Raw genomic sequence first — 21,568 nt, 5'->3', positions numbered from 1 at the left:
TGTAAGATGTCTTTTCTTGAATCTGTGTATACAGAATGTCAGCCACAGCTATCGGACGAGACATTCATTCGTTACCAACGCTGGTTATATGAAAAAGCGGGGATTTCCCTTAACGTAACGAAAAAATCCTTGGTCATTGGGCGTCTTAATGTTCGCTTACATCAACTTGGCTTAAAAAGCTTTGATGCTTATTTTGATTTTTTTGCTTTAGCACCGGATAGTGCTGATAAAAAAGCAGAGCAACAGGTGGTGATTGATTTACTCACCACCAATGAAACGTACTTTTTTCGCGAAGAGGCACATTTCACTTTCGTACAACAAGAGGTGATCCCCAACTATTATCCCCAAACACTGCGTTGCTGGAGTGCGGCAAGCTCATCAGGGGAAGAAGCTTACTCTCTGGCGATGCTATTAATGGATAACAATCCACGACCTTGGCAGATAGTAGCGACCGACATCAACAGCCGAGTTCTCGCACAAGCGAGTAGCGGAATTTATCCCTTATCTCGCAGTAGTAATATTCCGTTGCACTATTTACAAAAATATTGCCGTAAAGGCGTCGGTGCGAAAGCCAATACATTCAAAGTGATTCGTTCTTTACGTGATCGGGTCACTTTTCAGCAGGCTAATTTGCAAGAGAGTTTGGCTCGATTTGGACATTTTGATCTGATTTTTCTGCGTAACGTGATGATCTACTTTGACGCAGCGTCGAAACAAAAAGTGATTGATAATATTCAGCGTCAGCTTAATCCAGGCGGTTACCTGTTGATTGGTCATGCAGAAACGTTGCAGTCGATGAAAGCGCCATTAAAGTTAATCAGTCCGTCGATTTATCAAAAACTATAAGAAATCAAAATGCTAGTGGTTAACTATACTTTAACGTTGATGATTGCTCTCCTCCTTTGCCTCAATAGGGAAGGTTAATGACAAATAAGAAAATACAAGTCCTGATTGTTGATGATTCAGCGGTCGTCAGGCAAGTGCTTAGCCAAATATTAGTTGAACAACCAGATATCGATTTGCTTCCTGCGGCGGCAGACCCGCTATTTGCCATGAAACGGATGGAAAAAAACTGGCCAGATGTGATTATTTTGGATGTCGAAATGCCGCGTATGGATGGTATTACCTTCTTGAAAAAAATCATGGCTGAGCGACCAACACCGGTAATTATCTGTTCAACATTAACCGAAAAAGGCGCTCAAGTGACCTTAGAGGCATTACAAGCTGGTGCCGTTACGATCATTACTAAACCCAAAATGGGCTTAAAAGATTTTTTAGAAGATAGCGCCAATCAAGTGCTGCAAGCGGTAAGGGGAGCCGCGAAGGCGAAAGTTAAAAATTTGTTCAATGCTTCAGCATCTCACTCTGACAAATCATTATCCACGGAACATAAATTTCAGACTCAGCCAGCAGCTTCATTACCGATCAATTCATTATTGAGCAGTGAAAAAATCGTCGTCATCGGCACTTCGACAGGCGGAACACAAGCCTTGGAATACGTTTTAACCCATTTACCGAAACACGCGCCGGGGATTGTGATTGTCCAACATATGCCAGAAAAGTTTACCGCAATGTTTGCTGAGCGCCTCAATTCATTGAGTCAGATGACGGTCAGTGAAGCCAAAAGTGGCGATCGAGTGCTGCCTGGTATCGCATTGATTGCTCCTGGAGGAAAACACACTAAGTTGTTGCGCAGTGGTGCTCAATACAAAGTCGAGGTGTTTGATGGACCTTTAGTCAATCGACATAAACCGGCTGTCGATGTGTTGTTTCGTTCAGCAGCTCAGCAGGCCGGAAGCAATGTACTCGGGATCATCATGACTGGCATGGGCGATGATGGAGCCAGAGGGTTAAAAGCGATGTTTGACCATGGTGCGTCAACCGTCGCGCAAGATGAAGCCAGTTGTGTCGTCTTTGGTATGCCGAAAGAGGCGATTGCCCTTGGTGCGGTGCAGACCATTTGTCCTTTATCCGCTATTCCTAAACAAATTCTGCGTTTTACTCAGCACATCAAGTGATCGTGCTTCCTCGGGGCTGTTGCCATAATTTCATCGTTATCGAACCTCATGAGGCGTAATTGACTCGCCGCCGACTTATAATGTCAGTCTTTTGAGGCTTATTATCTCTGTCCGCGTTGGCTATCTTTACATTGTTTACGCTTATAATCGCAGCCAGAGCAGATTTTCATTGAAAATACAGTTGATAATGAGAGCTTTTATCAATAACATGTCAGCATTCTCATGTGGTAATTGATGACAACGATGAATTTAACCAAACCTAGCCTAATCTTATTTTCAGCGCTAAGCGTGTTAGCGGCGCATGCCAGTGTGCTGGATGATGCAAAAACAATCCAAAAAACCACCAATCGCGCTTCAGCGGTGAGTCAGCAGAACGTCGATAAAAGTGCAGAAGCAACCTTATCTCTTCAAGCGGACATTGAGCGATTAAATGAAGAAGTGAAAAATTTAACCATTTATCGTGATCATTTACTCTCGCTAGTAGCCAGTCAGGAAAGTGAAATGACGAGTTTAGATGAGCAGATCATTGAGGTTCATCAGACTCGTCAGGGGATTGTGCCTTTGATGTATCAAATGATCGATGGTTTAGATGTTTTAATCAGTGAAGATAAACCCTTACGTCTTTCCGCTCGCCAAGAGCGCCTTGAGCGACTCAAAGAGTTAATGCCACGCTCCGATGTGAGTGATGCTGAGAAATATCGCCGAATTCTTGAAGCGTATCAAATCGAGATGGATTACGGCACGAAATTAGGGGTTTACCAAGATCGAATCACCTTAGCTGATAAAGAAACGATTGAAGCGGATATTCTTTATGTCGGCCGAGTTTCATTATTAGCACGCAATCGTAATGGATCGCGCTATTGGTCTTGGGATCAAAAACAAGGACAGTGGCAAGCATTATCGATGAAATCGAAAGGGGATATTGACACCGCTTATCAACTTGCCTATCAACAAATTGCCCCGACACTGCTTTATCTACCGGTTTCTCTTACTCCAGCGGAGGCAAAATAATGATCACTAAATATGGCTTTGTCGCATGGAGTTTAAGTCTGTTATTACTCACTCCAGCTTATGCAAGTGGTGGTTTGACCGAACAAGCACACAATGAGAGTCGAGTACAACGCAATCATAATGTTCAGCGTGAAGCAACATTTCAAAAAACGGAACAGCAATTACGTGATGAAAAAAAGGCTCTGATGGCGCAAAGAGATCGCTTACAAGCAGAAGCCGATAAGCTGTCTACCCGTTTTAGCCAAAATGAAAATAGTCTTGCTCGTCTAGAAGAAAAGCTGCGTTTGGAAACCGGCAGTTTAGGTGAAATTTTTGGTGTCGTTCGACAAAACGGAAAAGAGTTACAAGCGACACTAAGTGATTCTGTAACGGGGGTTGATCGTCAGCAGTACGCACCAGTGGTTGATCAGATTGTCGCAGCACAATCCTTACCTTCGATGAAGCAACTGATTGGTTTATGGCAGGCAATGCAAGAGCAAGTGATTGCCAGTGGCGAAATCAGCACGAATACGATTGCTTTCATTGATGGTGAAGGCAGAACCCAACAAGTGGATGCGGTTAGACTTGGTGCGATGGCTTTAGTCACTGAGCAAGGTTACGTCAGTTGGAATAATCGCCGTCAAGACGCGGTCGCTTATCAACAGCAGCCCGCTCAAGGTGCGCGTTTCTCTTCATTAACCGATCTTAAACAAGGAGAAATGCAATCGCTGGTATTGGATCCTTCACAAGGCCTTCTATTTGAACAACTGGCGTTAACTCCAACGTTGAAGCAACGCCTTGAAGCCGGTGGTGTGATCGGCAATATCATCTTGGTATTACTAGCGATTGGCCTAGGGATCGCTGTTTATCGAGGCATCGTTTTAGCGATGGCTCGACAACGCATTCAACAGCAACTTAAGCAATCTGAGCCAAGCAGTAATAACCCGTTGGGCCGAGTATTATCAGTTTATGATAAAGAGCAAAACCGCAGTGTTGAAGCGCTAGAACTGCGTTTGCTGGAAGCGGTGGTTGATGAACAAGCTGGTTTAGAAAAAGGACTGTCGATGCTGAAGCTTTTTGCGGCCTTAGCACCGATGCTTGGACTCCTTGGTACCGTTACCGGAATGATTGAGACTTTCCAAGTGATCACGCAATTTGGTAATGGCGATCCTAAAGTCATGGCGGGAGGGATCTCGATGGCGTTGGTGACGACAGTATTGGGTCTAGTCGCGGCAATGCCTCTATTGCTGGCTCATAATATCTTAAGCTCTCAAGCAGAAACGATTCGTACCATCTTAGAGAAGCAAGGGATTGGGCTTGTTGCTGAACAAGCAGAACGTGAGTCTCTAGCGGCGAATACTAAAAAAGCCGTCAACCACGCAGCGGCGTAAGGGATGAACATGAATCAAGCAGATGGGTTATTTTCATTGCAAAAGCTCTTTCTGCCCCTTTCCGAGTTTATGGCTCAGGGTGGAACAGTACTCTGGTGGCTGGCCGCGGTGGTCGCGGTCTGCTGGTTGCTAGTGATAGAACGGATAATGTACTTATTATTTACCTTTCCTAAGCAGCGTAAGCAGTGGATTGAACAATGGCATGCGCGTGACGATCATCATTCATGGCATGCGCAAGCGATTCGTTCAGGATGGTTGGGTCAAGCACACATTCAACTTACTCAATACCTTAATCTAATTAAAGTATTGGTGGCCATTTTTCCGATGTTAGGTTTACTCGGTACAGTCACGGGGATGATTTCGGTGTTTGATGTGATGGCGACTCAAGGCAGCAGTAATCCCAAATTGATGGCGTCGGGAATCTCTTTAGCGACGATTCCGACCATGGCAGGCATGGTCGCTGCTTTAGCGGGGATGTTTGTTTATGCTCGGTTGGCGAAAACGTGCCGTTTATATGAATTGAAGTTAGAAAAATCCTTAAGGAGTCAGCGATGAGACTGGGTCGACGTTCGTCCAATCAAGATGAAGCACAAATCGATTTAACCTCGATGTTGGATATTGTGTTTATTATGTTGATTTTCTTTATCGTAACCAGCTCATTTGTCCGTGAATCTGGCGTTGAGGTGAATCGTCCATCCGCCTCGAATGTCACGGCACAGAAAGATGCGGGTATTTTTGTTGCGATTACCTCAGCAAACGATATTTATATCGATAAAAGGCAAATTGATGTTGAAAGAGTACAGGCGACATTAGAGCACCTGTTGTTAGAGCAGCCCGATGCGGCTTTGGTTATTCAAGCCGATGAGCATGCTTACAATGGAACCGTTGTCAAAGTGATGGACGCGGCGAAAGGGGCGGGTGTAAAAAGCATTGCATTGGCGGCGGAGAAGCGCTGATGCTACGTTTATTGCTGGCTACGCCTTTCGCGGCTTTGATTTCAGTGAGCTTATTTTCATTCATGGCTTGGATGATCAATAACGATGGCTTGCGCTCACCGACGCAAAATAACTCACTTAGCTTTACCATGGTAATGGTTGAGCAAGAGAAAGAGGTGCAGCGCCGACAACGCGCTGTGCCTGAACAGCCTAAAGCGCCACAGCCTCCGCCACAATCGCCAGTGTCTAAGCAACAGAGTTCAGTGACCAATACGTTAACTTCAACATCGGTTCCAACACTTGGGCTCGACACGGCGATTAACGGTATTGCGATCAATGTGCCTACTCTTGGTGATTTTGGGGCTAATCAGCAGGCTTTACCACTGTATCGTGTTGAGCCTAATTATCCAGCACGTGCTTTAAAACGTAATGTTGAAGGCTATGTTCTACTGCGTTTTACAATAGATGAAACGGGACGACCAACAGATATTGAGGTGGTCGATGCCAATCCGCGGCGAATGTTTGAGCGTGAAGCGATGCAAGCCTTACGGAGTTGGAAATATCAGCCTAAATTGCTGGATGGGCATGCGGTTTCTCAACCCGGTCAAACGATTAAATTGGAGTTTAAGTTAACCAAATGATCAGACGATGGATAGTTTACTTATTGCTGATTGGTTCTACTTCTTCTTTTGCGGTAGAACTCAGCCCTTATGCGGCGAATAAAGCGCTGCAAGCGAATCAACTCGCTCAAGAAGAGCGTTTTGCCGAAGCGATTGAACTATTAAGAGAAACCAAAGTAAGCCGGGGATACGATAAAGCGTATTTCGACCGTATGCTTGGGGTTTTTTATTGGCAAAATGAGCAGCTTTCTTTGGCGATACGTTCGTTGACAGAAGCGGTGGGTAGCGGAGAATTGGTTGATGAGCAAGGTTGGGCCACTCGTCGTATGTTGGCCGATTTATTACTTATGGATCAACAATATCAATCCGCTTTACCGCATTACTATCAGCTCGTAAAAGAAGTGATCAAAGACGGTAATGAAAAGCAAACCACTAGCGAATTATGGTTGAGGATTAGCCAAGTTCATTATCAATTGCAGCAATGGGCGAAGACATTATCATCGATTGATCGCTATGAGCAACTAACGTCAATCGATGAGGTGACACCACTATCGTTGAAACTTGGTGCTCAACTTCAGCTTGAACGATGGCAGCCAGCGATTGTAACCTTAAAGCGCTTGATTGCTTTAGAAAGTGACAAGAGCAGTTGGTGGCTACAATTGGTGAGTTTGGAGTTACGTACCGGACAACCGAAAGAAGCTTTGAGTAGCTTGGGCTTAGCGAAGTTACATGGTATTGAGCTGAATCAGCAAGAGTTAAGATTACTTGCCCAACTGTACGCTCAAAATGGAATTCCTGAGCGAGCGGCTCAAATTCTTGGTTCAATAGAGAATGCTGACAGTGATCTTGATTTGATCACCGAGCGAGCATCTTATTGGCAACGAGCCAAAGAGTGGGATAGGGCGATTGAAACTTGGTCTTTAGCCGCGCAATTTGACGCTAAGTACTATTGGAACGTCTCATTACTTTATAATCAACAAGGCGAATATCGACAAGCTTTAAGCGCACTGGATAAAGTCACTGATAAAGCGCGTCAACCTGAGGTCGCTTTAGCTCGTGCCCGTGCCCTTTATAAGTTAAATCGACTCGATGATGCGTTAGCTCAAGCCAAAAGAGCTCAGCATTTACAACCTTCCAATAATGAAGCTCAAGGTTGGATTAATTATTTGACCCAGTTACGCGAGATTAACTCAAGGCATCAAGCCTCTTAACCTTCTCCGGACCTTATCATTACCGTGCTCCCCATCTATTCTACCGTGAGTGTCATTGGATTTTATGATGACCTTTAGGTCAGATGGGGAGTGAATCTCGTGTATGTAGGGCATCAATTAGTGTGAAATACCTCGCTAGTTCTCCTTTGTTGTTGCTCAAATAGACGCTGATATCGGCATACTTTACTCATCTTTAAATCAGATGCTTAGCGCATCATTAGAGTGAAAATTTGAGGACAAGTGATGTCATATAAAATCTCGTTAATTACCGCCTCGCTACTACTTATAGCGCCAGCTATAACGATTACGCCAGTTTGGTCAGCCGATTATCAACCGTTGCCGATTGTCTATGCAAAAGAATATCGTCAAGGGATTGAGTTAGGTGATTATTGGCAAAGTGAAAAATTGGATGGTATTCGTGCGATTTGGGATGGGCAACAACTCACTACTCGTAATGGCTACCCGATCCATGCGCCCTCATGGTTTACTGAACCGTTGCCCAGCTACCCGTTAGAAGGTGAATTGTGGGCGGGACGCGAGCAGTTTTCCCTTGTTCAGCAAACAGTATTAGATAGACAGCCTTCGGATGTTGCTTGGCAAAAAATCAATTTTATGTTGTTTGATGTGCCTGAAATGGAAGGCAATTTTCGGATACGATACCAACATTTAATTGAGATAACGACGAATATCGGCGCGAAACATATTCAGTATATCGTCCATCAGCCGATTGAATCCGAGCAGACGTTGTTCGCTGATCTTGAAACGCTGTTTACTTTGGGTGGCGAAGGGTTAATGCTACGGAGAGTTGCTGCCGATTATCAAGCTGGGCGCAGCGATGATCTCCTCAAGTTAAAAAAACACCAAGATGCAGAAGCTCACGTGATTGGTTATCGACCAGGAAAAGGCAAATATACCGGTATGGTCGGTGCTCTGATTGTGCGAACGGATGACGGTATTGAATTTGCGATTGGCAGTGGTTTAACCGATCAATTACGTCAAACTCCACCTAAAATAGGCTGTTTAATTACTTATCAATACAATGGGTATACCGATTCAGGCATCCCTCGTTTTGCTCGCTTTATGCGTAATCGAGAAATCGTATGTTAACGGCCGACGCTGATTGAACAGCGTTGAAATAATTGCTGCCAATAGCCTACGTGTGACGCAAGGGCATCACGAAACTGTTGGTGGCTATCTTGCACGGTAAAGTGGCTCTTCATACTATCGTTGGCTTCAAAAATGATGAAGAACTCTTCTAATTGAAGATAGACACTATCAATCCGAGTTAATGCCGGCTGAATACGTTCAACATAATAACGGTTGAACACATTTTGTAAATAATGGAGACGAGTACGGTCTTGATTTGGACCACATACAATCGCGCTATCGTTATCTTGCAATTGCTGAGTCGTAACTGTGAGCCAGAGGGCTGCATTATCCAGCGAAAACTTGAGAGCCCCCAAAATACGCTGCTTTTCAATTACCTCTTGATAGGGAGTAATAACGCTATCGGGTAAGGTTTGATTAAGCACTATATGGTCATGAACGGTGGTAAAGGTTTTTAACGCTTGAGTGAGTGCACTGAGTTCGATGTTATCGGCTAACCATGAATGGCTGGTGAGCTGCGCACGCATGGCCACGCTGGTATAGAGTAAGTTATACCAATGTTTATGGAGATCTTGCCCTTTAAGTTCTGCCATCGTTTTTAGTTGTGTACTAACGCTTTGAGAAAGCGAGTTTATTTGCAAACAGTGTTCGATGCCGTTTAATAATTGTATCTCGTAGTCAAAACCGCGAAATTCATCTTGGACTCGGCCAAGGGAGGAGTTTCTTTGGGCAATGAGTTGAAAAAGCTGGCATTTTCTCAGTTCATAACTATCAAGTAAGCCTAAAGTCAGTGGCGTGATCGTCAGCTCAATGTGTCGTTTGTCCGGTAAAGTTTGCGATAACCTTTTGGGATTTGCCAACCGCTCGGCTTGTTGAACGTTGGCAATTCGTGTTAAGTAGGTAGAGAAATCACTCTCAAGTGATTGATTAGAGGTATCGCAACCAGTGAGTAAGATCATTAAGGTAATCACACACAGTAACGGTGTGAATGTTTTATGGCTGTTTATCGACCAAACATGGTACTGATCCACGGACTTCCCCTCCCGAAACCATCTCTATCCATATACGCAAAATAAAAAAGCCAAGTTCAGTTAGAGTCATCACTTGGCCTTGATTGTTGCTACTTTAAACTACCGTGTCTTTGGCTACTTAGCAGCAAATTGCATTTGTATCTCTTCATCTTGGCTTTGCATCCAATATAAACGTAAACCAAGCATTAAAGCCGCAGAGCTTAAGCCAACAATAAAGCCAATCCAGAAACCACTTGCGCCCATTGGCTCAACAATCCAGTCGGTCATCGCCAACACATAACCCGTTGGTAAGCCTAAAATCCAATACGCAATAAAGGTACGATTAAAAATCGCCGCCATATCTTTATAACCACGTAAAGCACCTGCAGCAACCACCTGAATAGCATCGACACATTGATAGATACCAGCCAGAATCAGTAGCTGCATTGCTAGGGTAATCACTTCGGTATTGTTGGTGTATAGCAAAGCAATCTCTTGTCGAAAGATCAGGGTAAAAGTCGCTGTCAACAAAGAAGCGGCGACACCGACCATTAAACCTACATTAGATGCAACGGCAGCACCAGGTAGGTTATGTTGACCAATAGTATGCCCAACACGGATGGATACAGCAGCACCAATACTCATCGGGATCACAAATACCAATGAAGAAAAACTTAACGCGACCTGATGTGCTGCGACCACCAAAGAGCCAAGCGGGGCAACTAACAAAGCCACAGCGGCAAAAAGCGTCACTTCAAAAAATAATGCCGCAGCAACAGGAAAGCCTAACTTAAACAAGCGTAGTTGTGCTTTTAGTTTCGGCGGATGAAATTGCGCAAATAAGTTAATGTGAGCTAAACGGTTCGACGTGACGACATAAGCCAGTAACATCAAAAACATAATCCAGTAGACGATGGTGGTCGCAACACCACATCCCACACCGCCAAGAGCCGGTGCACCAAACTTTCCATACACAAAGATCCAGTTGAGTGGGATATTAAATAATAAACCGAGGAAACCGATGACCATGGCAGGTTTAGTTAATGACATTCCATCAGTGAAACTGCGTAAGGTTTGAAATAACAAAAAGGCGGGAACGGCAAACATAACGGCAAACATATAGCCAATGGTTTTCTGTGCCATCAACTCTTCAACGTCCATAAAGCCCAAAATGATTTTGGTTTGAAATAAGACCAAAATGATCGGTAGCGATACCCATAACGCTAATATCGCGCCTTGCTGGATTTCAAAAGCGATCTGTTCTTTACGCCCAGAACCATTAAGTTGAGCGACAATCGGCACTAATGCCATTAGTAAGCCGATACCAAATAAGATAGAAGGCAGCCAAATACTCGCTGCAATGGACACCGCAGCCATATCTGTCGCACTCACGCCACCAGCCATCACTGTATCAACAAATCCCATCCCTGTTTGGGCAATCGAGGCAATGAGTACAGGGGTGGCGAGTTTAACTAACGTTGAGGCTTCTTGTTTATAACGTTGCACACACTTCTCCGGAAAAAGGAAAATCTAGGTCAAATAGTGACTCAAGAGATAAAAAGGGGGGTACTTTCGAGTACGTAGGGTCTAGAGAGAATGATAAAGAAATGTCACACTAAGCACCACGAAAATCTACCGGAATCACATTATGTTTACAGGTATTGTACAAGGGACAGCAAAACTTGTCGCTATGGATAAAAAAGCACAATTTCAAACTCATATTATTGAGCTTCCAGAGCCTCTCTCTACGGGCTTAACCATAGGCGCTTCGGTGGCGCATAACGGTTGTTGTTTGACGGTGACGAATATTGATGGTCACCGAGTCTCTTTTGATTTGATGCAAGAAACTCTACGCTTAACTAACTTAGGGGAGCTGAAACTAGGCGATAGGGTGAATATTGAACGAGCCGCTAAATTTGGCGATGAAATTGGTGGCCATTCAATGTCTGGACATATTATCCATATGGCAACATTAATCGATATCATCGACTCTGATCATAATAAAACGTTGTGGTTTGAAGTCCCTGAATCATTGATCAAATATGTACTCCCTAAAGGGTACATCGGTCTTGATGGTTGTTCATTAACGATTGGTCAAGTTGAAGCTAACCGTTTCAATGTTCATCTTATCCCTGAAACGTTACAGCGAACGCTGTTCGGGACCCGTCAAGTTGGCGATAAAATTAACCTTGAAATTGATCCGCGGACGCAAGCGATTGTGGATACTGTTGAGCGCGTATTGGCTAAAAAATCTTAGTCATTAATGTTAAGGACGTGTTGAAGGTCACGCCCTTAAGCAAGGTAAAGCCACTCGATTAAAAAATCTGCTCGTCATCAGCATCAATATAAAGATCAATGCAATCTTGCTGTTCGTTAACTTGCATATTAAGGTGAATAGCATGGCAGCACGCAGGACAATCATCATAAAAATCTTGGCTGCCATTACTGGAATCTAAAGTGATGCGAATGGTGTGCCCACAGTGTGGGCACGGTACCGCTCTCTCCGTAAAATTCTTCATATCGCTTTCCTTACTGTTACTCTCACACCGTTAATCTTAGCCAGTAAAGTTGCTTAAAACAGAAAATTAAGTGCAAAGTTTGCTCTCATCGAGACTTCTTTATCTAAGAAGGATTCTGAGTATATAAAATCATCGTTGATGTGCTAAACCTATAAGTAGGTCGTTAAACAATAAGATGGTTATTATGGATCTATTTGCTGATTATCGTTCCCAAGACAATTCCGGTGCCGAGAAAAAAAGCCCGATTACGGCAAGCATAAAGCCTTGGCAAGTATTGCTCGTCGATGATGATGAGCAAATCCATCAGATCACGCAAATCGCTTTGTCCGGTTTTACGTTTCAATCAAGAAAGTTAGAGCTACTTTCTGCATTATCGGCTAAAGAAGCGAAGCAGGTTCTTCAAGATAACCCAGACATCGCTCTGGCGCTGATTGATGTTGTTATGGAGACAGAGCACGCGGGGTTGGATTTGGTGGAGTACATTCGCCGAGAATGCAGTAATAAAAATATCCGCTTAGTGTTACGTACTGGGCAAGCAGGGCAAGCGCCAGAAGATAAAGTCATTCAGCAATATGAGATTGATGACTATAAAGAAAAAACCGAATTAACGACTCAAAAATTGCGTACTTTAATGTATTCGATGCTACGTTCTTATCGCGATTTATGCTTAATCGAAGAACAAAAACAGGGATTAAAGCGAGTGATTCAAGCATCGGCACAAGTACAAAATACCACAACATTAAAAGCGTATGCCGAATCGGTTCTTCATCAGCTTACGTCACTATTAAAATTACCTGCTTCTGGTTTTTATTGCGTGGTGCGTCCGAAAGCCGACGGTACCGCAACTTATGCGTTAACTCTAGCGGCGATAGGTGGGTTTGTTGATCTCTCTAGTGAATGTGATTTTTCACATTTACCCGATGAAGTCGCACGGCGATGTCAGCAAGTATTAAATAACCAACGTTCTGAAAATTTTCATGATGCGGCTATTCTTTATATGCTCGATAGTCGAGGGACTGAAAACTTATTATATATCAACTTATTAGAAGAGTTGAGAGAAGCGGATGCTCAGTTGCTCGAAATCTATATGCAAAATATTGCGCTGACTTTTAATAACCTGAATTTACAGCTTGATTTACGAGAGACGTCCAAAGAGTTGGTTTACAACCTAGCTAATGCGGTAGAAGCAAGAAGTAAAGAAACGGGCGCACACGTACAGCGTGTTTCACTGATTGCTGAAAAACTGGCCGATTTGTGTGGCTTGCCCGAGCAGGAGGTGTACATGATAAAAAATGGTTCACCACTGCATGATGTAGGCAAAGTAGCAATACCGGATAGTATTTTGCATAAACCAGGTAAATTAACGGCTGATGAATGGGAAATCATGAAAAAGCACGTTGACTATGGTGTTGAAATACTCAGTAAATCCAATCGTCCACTGATTGTGAAAGCAAAAGAAATTGCAGGTAGTCATCATGAAAAATGGGATGGCAGCGGTTATCCAAATGGATTGGCTGGCGAGCAGATACCCATCAGTGGCCGTATCACCGCGTTAGCGGATGTGTTTGATGCTTTAGGATCAAAACGCAGTTATAAAGAGCCTTGGTCGGAAGATGATATTAAAAATGAATTAATCAGCCAAAATGGTAAACATTTCGACCCGACTTTAGTTACTTTATTAATTGATAATTGGGAGCATTTTATCGCTATTCGTGAACAGTACCCAGATTAAGTTTCTTTACTTATTAAGCGTAGGTGTTGTTATGAGTGTTTTAATGGATTTCAATCGATTTTTTATATGTTCATCATTTATTTTCTTTCCTCTTTTATTTTCTATTCATGCAGAAGAGAAAGAACACTCTAGGAGTGAAATTATTGCTCATTTGGGTGAGCTTCCGGGATTAATTAATGCTGATGGTAGTGGGCCTTTTGTTGACTTTGTTCGAAGAATAGATGAATTAGATCCTGATATTAAGATTAATATTTATGTTTATCCTATACATAGAGCATTATATGGGATCATTAATGGTAGTGCAAACTTTGCATTACCAGCAATTAGAACAGATGATCCAGAAAAAAAATTACCGTTCCGCTTTAGTAGTAAAACATTTGGACTTGTCACTCATGTCCTCTACACTAATAAGAATAAACCATTCACCTCAGAACAATTGTGGAGTCAACCAAATAATTATACTATTGAAGCTGTTCCTGAATATATGCCTTTTAATGTATCTCGCTCAAGTAGTATTAATAGTTCTTTATTGAAACTATCAATGGGACGCATTGATGGTTTTGTATGGGCGCAAGAAGAAGCTGATATTGCTTTAAGGCAATTAGATTTGGAAAATATCCATAGGCAATTTTTCTATGACTTTGAAGATGTTTTTATTATTCCTAAAGGTAATAAAGGTGATTGGATTGATGATTATTTAACAAGAATGATTGATAAACTTAAAGAAAGTGGTGAGTTAGAGGCTATTTATAAAACGATCCATCTACCTTATGATGATTGGCAGTTTTAATACTTAAATGTCTTAAAACATACGATTAGAGAGAATATAGGATATGAAGAGAGAAATAATAAAAGTATTAATATTATTTTCTGGTATAACTTTATCCATATCCACAATGGCGCAAGTAAGAACGTCACTTTCAGTCTGTGGTGATGGTGGAAGTTGGCCACCTTATCATTTTGAAAAAGAGAGAAAAGTAATTGGTTATGATATCGATGTGTTAGAAGCGATTTTCTCGCCACTAGGCGTAACGATAACGGTAGATCTACCACCATGGCAACGTTGTTTACGTGAAACAAAATTAGGTCGATATGATATTGCTTTAAGTGCTGCTTATAGTGAAGAGCGAGATAAAGATTATATTTTAACCGATTATTATTATACTCTTCAACCTAGTTATGTATATTCATCAATTACTTATCCTGAAGGCTTGCCTATCCGAACGGCGCAAGATCTCGATTACTTAAGAACCTGCGGGCTACAGGGGTATAACTATACCGGCTTCGGTGTTGACGATAGTAAGGTTCGTAAAAATGGTAGAACCTTTGATCAGGTCGTGAAAATGTTAGAAGCGAATCGATGTGACGTTTTTCTTGCTCGTCATGAAATATTGGCTGGCTTTAAAGCTTCAGAAGGTATTGATCATCTCGCCAATGGACTAAAATCCGTGAGCATTCCGGGAATTAGCGGTGATAAATTCCACATGCTTATTTCACGCTCGATACCTGATGGTCTAGAGCTTAAATCTATATTTGATCAACATATTAAACAATTACGAGTATCTGGTGAGCTTGATAGAATAATAGGGAAATATATTGAATAATGGCGAATTTAATGAATCTGGTTAAAATTGGCATGATAATTTAACCAGGTTTTATTTTTCACAATAATATTTATTTGCTTCCATATGTTATATTTTTAAACTATTAATTTTTACCATCATCAATAATCAATGGTAGCTTTTTAGGTATGCGAATAATAAATTTAACACCATGATTAATCTCAGATTCAAATTTAAGATCACCGTTTAACTTTTGCTTGACCAAGTTGAAGACTAAATTTAACCCTAGGCCTGAACCGCCATAACCTCTTTTACTGGTATAGAAAGGTTCAAATATCTTGTGATGTAAATGGGGAGCTACGCCACAACCATTGTCTTGATATTCAATTAATACACTATCCTCGATTTCTGATAACTGAATCGAGATTTTTGCATTAGGTTGCTGCTCGAAAGCATGATTGACACTATTGAGTACTAAATTAGTGACAATTTGCGTAATCACACCCGGTAAGCTATTCATCTTTATTGGACCGCTAGGGCTGATAATTTCCGGTTCAACTGGGATTTTCTTAGTCTCGGAATGCAAACTGGCCATTAAAGCATCTAAGGTTTGCACAAGTTCAAACTCACAGCGACTTTCAGATACTTGATCTACCGCAGTTTGTTTGAAATCTCGGATCAATCTTGCCGCTCGATTTAAATTGTTTTCGAGCATTTTACCGCTTGAGGTCATTCTTTGCATTAATTCTGAAAATTCAGTGCTGGTCAACGTTTGATTAGAAAACGCTTGATTGAGTGCTATCGCTGTTTCGTTGATGATGGATGCAGCTGTCACAGAGATACCAAGAGGGGTATTCACTTCATGGGCAACACCGGCAACCAAGCCTCCTAATGCTGATAATTTTTCAGCTTCAATCAGTTGTTTTTGTGTAGCTTTCAATTGCGCCATACTCAGTTCGAGATCGTGAGTTCTAATGGCGACTTGTTGTTCAAGACTTTCATTTAACTCATGCAATTGAAGTTGAGTGTTTTTGAGTGAGGAAATATTTAATGCCGTACCACGAAAACCAATAAAAATCTCATCTTTATAACGTGCGATGGCTTGTAACATCAGATATTGCTTTCCAGAAGCTTGTTCTATAGTGACTTCACAGTGATTAAAATTTCGTTGTTGTTCGAGAGCAATCAATAAGTCATTAGTTTTAGAAAAACAGTCAATGTCATTAAAAGTAGGTTTTTGTTCGAGATCGATTCTTAAGGTATTTATCATGCTTTCTGAGCAATAAATTAATTCTCCTTGTTGATTAGTCTCCCATAGCCAATCTGATGAGACTTGTGTGAAATCAGCCAGTCGTTCTTTTTCTTGTTGGATATTTTGATAGAGCTTAGTGATATTAGCCGTAATACGATTCGCTTCGTAACCAAGAAGATCAAGTTCATCATTTTTTTCCATCACCCATTTATGATTATTTAACTGTAAAGGTAAAGCGGGGTGCCTTGGATTGTAGCGGCGTAAATACTCAACGATTTGAAATATTCTCTGGTTAATGCTGGAATGGAAAACTATTAATAATATCCCACACACAAAAAGAGTTTTAAACGCGTTAATCGCTAAAGTCGTTAAAAATTGTTGAAAGAGGGCGGTATAAATTTCTTCTGCATTAGACTCAACATAAATCGTACCAATGGTTTCAAAGCTCTGATCGGGTAGATTGAAATAAACCAATGGATAAGTATCGGTGATTGGATAGTTTTCCACTTTTTCTCCGGCGCTCAATACCGTTTGGACCGACTGTATTTCTAAGTATTGAATTTTTGGGAGATTAACCAATAGGTCGAGATGCTGTTGTAATAGCGCTAAATCGTAAGACCATAGTGAGCTAACGAGAAGCTCGGAATGCACATTTTTTACTTCATAATGTTTTTGGTTGATGTCATTGATCTCTTGTCTATAGTCCCAGTAGATTTGTAGCAATGTTGTAGTGAGGGTTAAAATACCACTCAAGATCACCATAATGATAATGATACGTCTGCCTATCCGACTTGAAAAAGGATTGCTTACGGCTTCTGTGTATTGTTGTGTCATTACATACCTTCCAAATAGTCAGCGACTTTATAAAGTATAGCTGGTAAATTTAATTAATCTGTGTGAAAGCAAATAGATAAATAGTGAGGTATTTGATGATTTACACCACAACAGAAACCATTCCTGGTCGAGAGATTGTTGACATTCTTGGTGTTGTAATGGGCAATGTCGTTCAGTCTAAGCATGTAGGGCGAGATATTATGGCCAATTTAAAGGGCATTATTGGTGGTGAGTTGCATGGCTATACGGAACTGCTTACCGAAGCGCGCGGTGTAGCGATTGAGCGGTTATTGATAGAAGCAAAACAACTCAAAGCGGATGCTGTGGTTGGGGTTCGTTTTACCACCAGTGCGATTACGAATGGCTCTTCGGAGGTATTGGCTTTTGGTACGGCGGTCAAACTAAAGTGATCATTTGAGGTTTAAAAGCAACACGGTATGTTTTAGAGCATGCCGTGTTGGGATGAGTGGGTTCGTTAGATAGGGAGGTTTTATTCCTACCTTGAATTTAAAAAGCGAGGATTCTCTGTATCGCATCATCGGCTTGATTTAAATAGTGCCCACCAAATTGATTACAATGATTAAGACGATGGTAAAGATTATAAATCTCTTTACGTTGTTGGTACTTATTGTCTAGAGGAAGTAGGCTTTGGTAGCCTTGATAAAATTCATCTTGGAATCCAGTCATTAACTCTGTCATTGCAATATCACATTCACGATCCCCCCAATAACAAGCCGGATCATAACAAATTGGGCCGGTAACGGAATGGGCAACGTTACTAAACCAAAGAGCACCATGTAAAAGAGAAGGTTTAGGCGTGTGAGAGGTCAGTTGTTGTTTAATCACATCGACAAATTCATCAATGTTAACTAAAAATATCCCTTTTTCTTTGAGTAATTGTAGTTGCCAGCCGATACGCTGCTCTGCAAAGAACAGATGCCATTTTTTATTCCAAGGGTTGGGCTGAAGGACTTCACCGAGATAATTATCTTCATCAAAGCCGTACTCTTTTTGTTCTCCCCACTGATGAAGTTTCGCCATTTGTTGACCGAATCGATATTGGTTATTGAGGTCATCTAATGGTTTGGTTGGCAAATAATCTAAGATAATAAAGGAGTGATTTTTGGTCACTCCGACGACAATCGGTTGTGGAACCAAGACGGATTGACTCTCCGCGAGCAGACGCAGGCTATTTGCCTCCGCTTCATAAAGAGGCAAATTGTCACGATGATTAACTTTGACAAAATAGCGTTCGTTGCCATTAGAAATCATGTAACAATCATGAATATCACCAGCATTTAATTTGCTTCTTTCAACAAGATCAAATTGGAACGTTAGGGTTGCTGAGAGCTGTTGCGTGATGGCTTGCCACATAATGCTATTCCCATGCCGATGAAGTTACCGATAGTCTAGATGAAATAAACCAACATTTCAGACTTCAAATGCACATAATTTCATTTAGTTAGCGTTTGGATGAAGTAAAAAGGAATAAATGTGATTACAGTCAAGTTTCCTAATCATAACCCGCAGCACATTTAACTGTACACCAGCTTTAAGATACAATAATGTCGTATCTCAAAGCTTGCCACGCTGTTGTGGTTGGGCAATCATCAACACCAAAACTCGCCTGCAGTTTCAGATGAGGCAAGAAATAACGCAAAGATTCTCGGTCATTAGACTGTGAAAAAGCGTGTTCATGACTTAATATTACTCAAGGCAACGTTGATTCTGGCAATAAGCGGTAAACGGAGAAGAAAAGTGGTTGTAGAAACCGATGGTTATTTAGCTCTGATCGAACATTTGGCGATGAACATGGATATCTTTACCCGTGATGGTGACATTGGGCAAGAGAGCGTCGAAGATGTCATTACCGATATGATTGCCAGTAACATTATGGCGATTTTCGAGCAAAATCCAGAGCTACACTCAAGTGTTCGTTTCCGCTTGCTAAAAGAAGCGGATTTGGTGGTTGATGATTTAGGCGAAGTCCTGACCAGTGTTTGGTATAAACCTGCGACCAACGAACAAATTTTATTTCTCGATGAGTATGTCGCTTTAGTTAAAAACTTGTTTGATACTGCGGTGAGTAAGTACGATTAACCTCATGGTTTTAAAACGACTTGCATTGAGTATATAAACTAGACCTGAGATCCACTTGCCACTGATAACTAAAGTGGCTTTTCTATTCTTCTTATTTGCCAAAACCTTGCTGCCCAGTAAGGGTTATCTAATCTCGATATGGTTACGCCTTGCGAGGTAGAGGCATGGACAAAGCTTTTATTTCCTAAATAGACCCCGACATGGCGAGTGGACGGGGAGGTTTTGAAAAAAACCAAATCACCGTATTGTGCATCGCGGTAGGCGACAGCTTTACCTTGCTGGCTCTGTAACCATGTGGTGCGCGGTAAATGGTGTTGCCAGACATCGCGAAAGGCAACTTGTACGAAAGCTGAGCAATCAATGCCATTTCTGCCGTTTCCCCCCAATCGATAAGGGACACCTCGCCACTGTTGGTACACGTTAAATAATGAAGTGTCAGGCCATTGCTCTGCCTGTTGCCAATCCGATGTGCTTTGGTTTATTTGCTCTTGTTGTGATGCACATCCGCTGATAAGCAACAGGGCCATCAGTCCAACTATTTTGAATCTCATAGAACTCCTCTTAATCACGACGAAAAGGCTGACTGAGCATTTTATCCAGCCATTGTTCTCTACGTTGCTGAAAAAGGGGTAAGCCAATCGTCATTTTATCGTGCCCATGTTCAGGCTGAGCGCGATAAGTCCCAAATAACCGATCCCAAATTGATAAACAAAAGCCAAAATTAGCATGAGTCTCTTTAGGAATAATCGAGTGATGGACGCGATGCATATCTGGTGTTACTAGCCACTTTCGTAACCAATCGTCAACCTTTAACGCCAGCTTAGCATTACTGTGATTAAACATAGCACTTGCGTTAAGGATTATTTCAAACAATAAGACCGCGCTAGGTGGAATCCCGAGTAATAACACCGCACCAATTTTTATCCACATTGATAACAGTATTTCGATAGGATGAAAGCGTGCGCCTGTCGTCACATCAATATCTTGATCTGCGTGATGCATGCGATGTAAGCGCCAGAGATAAGGTACGCGATGAAATAAGACATGCTGACCATAAATGATCGCATCTAATAGGAGTAATGACAGCAGAATAACCAACCATGAAGGCAGCCCCAAGTAGTTGAAAACACCTATCTGATGTTCTTGTGCCCACTGGGCTGCAGAAAACGCGACGATAGGCATTAACAGCATAATCAGCAAGCCGTTTAGTCCAACTAAGCCAAGGTTATTGACCCAGCGTAGCCATTTATTTTGCGTGAGCATTTTCCGAGGATAGAGTACTTCCCAAATCGCACAACTGATCAGTACGACGCCGAAAATAATCAAACGAACCGTTTCTGGTTGCATGCTTAAGAGGCTCCTTAAGTGAGAAACTGGGTGTTCTTATCGTAAAAGACTAGCGGCTCATGGTCGTGAGCGGTAAAATCGCCGCCCCTATTTTTCATTGTGTGCGAGTTATGAGAGTCCACGCTTTTCACCGTTTGTATCAGGAACGCCTGCAGCAATCAACCAAACCTTTCCTTGCCCGTGGTTCAAAAATTTCTCGTTGCTCGTTTTGTCAGGTCGCGCAACAATACTGTTTGTGTGATTTTCAACCGAATATAGAGACTCAAGTCGCGGTGATACTTTTAGTCTCTGACAATGAAGTATTTAAACCGAGTAATACCGGTCGTTTGATCGCTGATACGGTGAAAGAAACTTATGTGTATCAATGGCATCGAACTCAGCCAGATCCTCATTTACTATCATTATTATCCGATCCAAAATTTTTCCCTGTTGTTGTTTTTCCAGCCCAAACCGATCAAGATAAACAACGTCAACTGACTACCGTGGCCGAGAATAGAGGAACACGTAAACCTTTATTGATCTTTATTGATGGTAGTTGGCGAGAAGCCAAGCGAATTTTTCGTAAATCTCCCTATTTAGCTACCTTGCCTTTGTTATCGATTGAGCCTGAAAAAGTCTCTCGTTACTTGATGCGTAAAGCCAGTAAGGATCAATATCTTGCCACAGCCGAAGTCGCGAGTTTAGTGCTCTCCCTTTGTGGGGATCAGCAAGCTGCAGAAACATTACAACTGTGGTTTGAAGCATTTAAAGAGAGTTATCTGCTCGGCAAATCTCAAAACCTGATTCACTTCAAAGGCGAAAGGCCAGCTCTGCAGCAGTGGCAAGATTATTCAAGTTCAGTATTGATGAGACTGGATACCGATCATAATAAAGTGAACTGCCTCTAACGTTGTACAATGTGTGTTGGTTTCCTGTGCAAACGAGCAACAGAAAACGATAA

Annotated in this window: 23 protein-coding genes; 16 read left to right on the top strand and 7 right to left on the bottom strand. The window is 42.0% G+C overall.

Going from position 1 to position 21,568, the window contains the following annotated elements; all coding sequences use genetic code 11:
• Positions 1 to 6 precede the first annotated feature (6 nt).
• The 9 genes from FKQ60_RS00990 (at position 7) to FKQ60_RS00950 (ending at position 8,272) form a co-directional block, all read left to right on the top strand.
• Positions 7 to 846 (top strand): protein-glutamate O-methyltransferase CheR, encoded by an 840-nt coding sequence (locus tag FKQ60_RS00990; protein WP_158138476.1) that lies wholly within the window; start codon positions 7 to 9, stop codon positions 844 to 846.
• 77 nt (positions 847 to 923) lie between these two features.
• On the top strand, positions 924 to 2,018 hold the full coding sequence (locus FKQ60_RS00985) for a chemotaxis response regulator protein-glutamate methylesterase (protein ID WP_004395233.1): 1,095 nt from the start codon (positions 924 to 926) through the stop codon (positions 2,016 to 2,018).
• A gap of 243 nt (positions 2,019 to 2,261) precedes the next feature.
• Entirely contained in the window at positions 2,262 to 3,029 is a 768-nt protein-coding gene (locus FKQ60_RS00980) for a DUF3450 domain-containing protein (protein ID WP_158138475.1), read from the top strand.
• Positions 3,029 to 4,399 (top strand): MotA/TolQ/ExbB proton channel family protein, encoded by a 1,371-nt coding sequence (locus FKQ60_RS00975; protein ID WP_158138474.1) that lies wholly within the window; start codon positions 3,029 to 3,031, stop codon positions 4,397 to 4,399. Before FKQ60_RS00980 ends, FKQ60_RS00975 begins: the two co-directional genes overlap by 1 nt.
• A gap of 9 nt (positions 4,400 to 4,408) precedes the next feature.
• On the top strand, positions 4,409 to 4,954 hold the full coding sequence (locus tag FKQ60_RS00970) for a MotA/TolQ/ExbB proton channel family protein (protein ID WP_040904289.1): 546 nt from the start codon (positions 4,409 to 4,411) through the stop codon (positions 4,952 to 4,954).
• Positions 4,951 to 5,355: a biopolymer transporter ExbD gene (locus FKQ60_RS00965; protein ID WP_158138473.1), complete on the top strand. Its 405-nt coding sequence runs from the start codon at positions 4,951 to 4,953 to the stop codon at positions 5,353 to 5,355. The genes FKQ60_RS00970 and FKQ60_RS00965 overlap by 4 nt, the downstream gene beginning before the upstream one ends.
• On the top strand, positions 5,355 to 5,975 hold the full coding sequence (locus FKQ60_RS00960) for an energy transducer TonB (protein ID WP_154168138.1): 621 nt from the start codon (positions 5,355 to 5,357) through the stop codon (positions 5,973 to 5,975). Before FKQ60_RS00965 ends, FKQ60_RS00960 begins: the two co-directional genes overlap by 1 nt.
• Positions 5,972 to 7,165: a tetratricopeptide repeat protein gene (locus FKQ60_RS00955; protein WP_158138472.1), complete on the top strand. Its 1,194-nt coding sequence runs from the start codon at positions 5,972 to 5,974 to the stop codon at positions 7,163 to 7,165. Before FKQ60_RS00960 ends, FKQ60_RS00955 begins: the two co-directional genes overlap by 4 nt.
• Positions 7,166 to 7,408: 243 nt before the next feature.
• Positions 7,409 to 8,272 (top strand): DNA ligase, encoded by an 864-nt coding sequence (locus tag FKQ60_RS00950; protein WP_158138471.1) that lies wholly within the window; start codon positions 7,409 to 7,411, stop codon positions 8,270 to 8,272.
• Here FKQ60_RS00950 and FKQ60_RS00945 read toward each other — a convergent pair.
• Positions 8,269 to 9,303: a DUF3080 family protein gene (locus tag FKQ60_RS00945; RefSeq protein WP_158138470.1), complete on the bottom strand. Its 1,035-nt coding sequence runs from the start codon at positions 9,301 to 9,303 to the stop codon at positions 8,269 to 8,271. The two genes, FKQ60_RS00950 and FKQ60_RS00945, sit on opposite strands and share 4 nt — an antisense overlap.
• A 114-nt stretch (positions 9,304 to 9,417) precedes the next feature.
• Positions 9,418 to 10,788 carry an MATE family efflux transporter gene (locus FKQ60_RS00940; protein ID WP_158143866.1) on the bottom strand — a complete coding sequence of 457 codons (1,371 nt, stop codon included), beginning with the start codon at positions 10,786 to 10,788 and terminating at the stop codon, positions 9,418 to 9,420.
• A 142-nt stretch (positions 10,789 to 10,930) separates the two neighbouring features.
• On the opposite strand from FKQ60_RS00940, the gene FKQ60_RS00935 reads away from it, so the two are divergent.
• Positions 10,931 to 11,539 carry a riboflavin synthase subunit alpha gene (locus FKQ60_RS00935; RefSeq protein WP_170905866.1) on the top strand — a complete coding sequence of 203 codons (609 nt, stop codon included), beginning with the start codon at positions 10,931 to 10,933 and terminating at the stop codon, positions 11,537 to 11,539.
• A gap of 58 nt (positions 11,540 to 11,597) precedes the next feature.
• On the opposite strand, the gene FKQ60_RS00930 is transcribed toward FKQ60_RS00935, so the two are convergent.
• Positions 11,598 to 11,801, bottom strand: a complete 204-nt coding sequence (locus FKQ60_RS00930; RefSeq protein WP_170905865.1) for a CPXCG motif-containing cysteine-rich protein — start codon at positions 11,799 to 11,801, stop codon at positions 11,598 to 11,600.
• Between the two features lie 184 nt (positions 11,802 to 11,985).
• On the opposite strand from FKQ60_RS00930, the gene FKQ60_RS00925 reads away from it, so the two are divergent.
• Genes FKQ60_RS00925 through FKQ60_RS00915 form a run of 3 tightly spaced genes read left to right on the top strand, consistent with a single transcriptional unit; the run spans position 11,986 to position 15,137 of the window.
• A complete protein-coding gene (locus FKQ60_RS00925) occupies positions 11,986 to 13,533 on the top strand; it encodes a DUF3369 domain-containing protein (RefSeq protein WP_170905864.1) in 1,548 nt (515 codons plus the stop codon).
• A gap of 31 nt (positions 13,534 to 13,564) precedes the next feature.
• Positions 13,565 to 14,323 (top strand): transporter substrate-binding domain-containing protein, encoded by a 759-nt coding sequence (locus tag FKQ60_RS00920; RefSeq protein WP_170905863.1) that lies wholly within the window; start codon positions 13,565 to 13,567, stop codon positions 14,321 to 14,323.
• A gap of 43 nt (positions 14,324 to 14,366) precedes the next feature.
• The gene (locus FKQ60_RS00915; RefSeq protein ID WP_170905862.1) at positions 14,367 to 15,137 is read left to right on the top strand and encodes a transporter substrate-binding domain-containing protein; all 771 of its coding nucleotides are present in this window, start codon (positions 14,367 to 14,369) and stop codon (positions 15,135 to 15,137) included.
• Positions 15,138 to 15,240: 103 nt separating this feature from the next.
• Here the strand turns inward: FKQ60_RS00915 and FKQ60_RS00910 are convergent, their stop codons facing one another.
• Positions 15,241 to 17,181, bottom strand: a complete 1,941-nt coding sequence (locus tag FKQ60_RS00910) for an ATP-binding protein (RefSeq protein ID WP_170905861.1) — start codon at positions 17,179 to 17,181, stop codon at positions 15,241 to 15,243.
• Between the two features lie 95 nt (positions 17,182 to 17,276).
• Here FKQ60_RS00910 and FKQ60_RS00905 point away from each other — a divergent pair, with 95 nt between their 5' ends.
• Positions 17,277 to 17,591 carry a heavy metal-binding domain-containing protein gene (locus tag FKQ60_RS00905; RefSeq protein WP_154168153.1) on the top strand — a complete coding sequence of 105 codons (315 nt, stop codon included), beginning with the start codon at positions 17,277 to 17,279 and terminating at the stop codon, positions 17,589 to 17,591.
• A 97-nt stretch (positions 17,592 to 17,688) separates the two neighbouring features.
• Here FKQ60_RS00905 and FKQ60_RS00900 read toward each other — a convergent pair whose 3' ends face one another.
• Positions 17,689 to 18,555 (bottom strand): fructosamine kinase family protein, encoded by an 867-nt coding sequence (locus tag FKQ60_RS00900; protein ID WP_154168155.1) that lies wholly within the window; start codon positions 18,553 to 18,555, stop codon positions 17,689 to 17,691.
• Between the two features lie 384 nt (positions 18,556 to 18,939).
• On the opposite strand from FKQ60_RS00900, the gene FKQ60_RS00895 reads away from it, so the two are divergent.
• Complete coding sequence (locus FKQ60_RS00895; protein ID WP_154168157.1) at positions 18,940 to 19,281, top strand: DUF3802 family protein; 342 nt, start codon at positions 18,940 to 18,942, stop codon at positions 19,279 to 19,281.
• A 68-nt stretch (positions 19,282 to 19,349) separates the two neighbouring features.
• On the opposite strand, the gene FKQ60_RS00890 is transcribed toward FKQ60_RS00895, so the two are convergent.
• Together FKQ60_RS00890 and FKQ60_RS00885 are read right to left on the bottom strand one after the other, a co-directional pair.
• Complete coding sequence (locus FKQ60_RS00890; RefSeq protein WP_158143872.1) at positions 19,350 to 19,832, bottom strand: NlpC/P60 family protein; 483 nt, start codon at positions 19,830 to 19,832, stop codon at positions 19,350 to 19,352.
• Between the two features lie 10 nt (positions 19,833 to 19,842).
• Positions 19,843 to 20,628, bottom strand: a complete 786-nt coding sequence (locus FKQ60_RS00885) for a sterol desaturase family protein (protein WP_154168161.1) — start codon at positions 20,626 to 20,628, stop codon at positions 19,843 to 19,845.
• Between the two features lie 110 nt (positions 20,629 to 20,738).
• Here FKQ60_RS00885 and FKQ60_RS00880 point away from each other — a divergent pair, with 110 nt between their 5' ends.
• Positions 20,739 to 21,515, top strand: coding sequence for a tRNA-uridine aminocarboxypropyltransferase (locus FKQ60_RS00880; RefSeq protein ID WP_170905860.1), 777 nt, complete (start codon positions 20,739 to 20,741; stop codon positions 21,513 to 21,515).
• The last annotated feature ends 53 nt before the right edge of the window (positions 21,516 to 21,568 follow it).

The sequence above is a fragment of the Vibrio sp. A11 genome (genome assembly GCF_013048705.1).
Classification (GTDB): domain Bacteria; phylum Pseudomonadota; class Gammaproteobacteria; order Enterobacterales; family Vibrionaceae; genus Vibrio; species Vibrio metschnikovii.
Note: the sequence above shows the minus strand (reverse complement) of the source record. Positions and strands in the feature narration are given on the sequence as shown.